Here is a 1300-nt window from a genome sequence, read left to right as displayed (position 1 = left end):
CAACCGTCCACAACTCATCTGGAATCACATCCGAACGAACCATCCATCCAGCTTCCAACATCACAAGCCGGATATTTAGCAGACACGCCCTAGGTGGCTTTGCGGCCAGCGCAGCTGCGTTTGGGGTCGCGGTCCTGACAAAGGAAACCTTCCTCCTGGCACTGCCGTTCCTCATCTGGACAATGGCCCGGCACGCCTCACCACATACCCGCCGCTACACCATGTCAGTAGCAGGCAGTGTGCTGGTGCTCATCGGTGCGAGCTATATCCTCTTCGCCGCTATCAAAGGTGAGGTTCTGCCGGGAGAGAACCGTGTCAGCCTGTTCTCCGGAATCATGTTTCAACTGGTATCACGTGCGTCGGGTGGTTGGATTTTTGATCCTACAAGCACCACCCGCGACACCATTTCGTCGTGGTGGCAACTCGACCCGGTACTGCTGGGAACCGGTGCAATCGCAGCAATGTCCGGTTTACTGATCCGGCGACTCCGCCCGATCGCCGCCCTGTTGGTATTCCACCTTCTCTTTATGCTCCGGCCCGGTTCCTACCTTCCCGACCCTTACGTAATCATCCTCCTGCCTTTTATGGCACTGCTGATTGCGGGTATCAGTGAATCGGCGGTGCAGGAGCTGAAGAGTTTGAAGAACCGGACCAGAGCCCGGGGTGTGATGTCCGCCGTCGTCATCATGGGTCTTGGGTACGCCTCAGTCGCTGCTATACCGGCGTGGTCAACAGGGCTTGGCAGACTCACCACCGCCCATGAGGACGCGTCCTCCATCCAGGCCCAGGAATGGGTCGAAAAGAACGTTCCCCGCGACAACCGGATCATCGTGGAAGACACGATGTGGGTCGATCTGGTCAAGGCCGGATTCGACCGGGACAACGTGTTGTGGCATTACAAACTGGACACCGACGCTGAAGTGGCTGCGCAGTCTCCCGAGGGCTGGCGCGACTCGGATTACATTGTCAGCACTGCCACTATGGTGCAGACGGAAAACCTCGAAGAGGTCACAAGTGCCATCGAAAATTCCGAGGTCGTTGCCAGTTTCGGCAGCGGGGCAGACCTTGTCGAGGTCCGCAGGATCTACCCACAGGGCCTCACTGACCGACAGCAGCAACTACAAGAAACTGAAACCATCAACGCAGTAATCGGTACCGCGCTCCTGGATGAACCAGGCTTGGACATGGCACCAGAGGTCCGTGAGCGACTAGGGCGTGTCTGCTAAATATCCGGCTTGTGATGTTGGAAGCTGGATGGATGGTTCGTTCGGATGTGATTCCAGATGAGTTGTGGACGGTT

1 pseudogene is annotated in these 1300 nt (G+C 57.2%); it reads left to right on the top strand.

What is annotated here, in order from left to right:
- Window positions 1–1226 (top strand): annotated as a pseudogene (locus IWX65_RS17575) (hypothetical protein); the annotation flags it as partial.
- Between the last annotated feature and the right edge of the window lie 74 nt (window positions 1227–1300).

The organism is Arthrobacter sp. CAN_A214, assembly GCF_015751955.1.
Taxonomy (GTDB): Bacteria; Actinomycetota; Actinomycetes; order Actinomycetales; family Micrococcaceae; genus Arthrobacter_D.
This window is presented reverse-complemented; position numbering and strand designations above follow the sequence as displayed.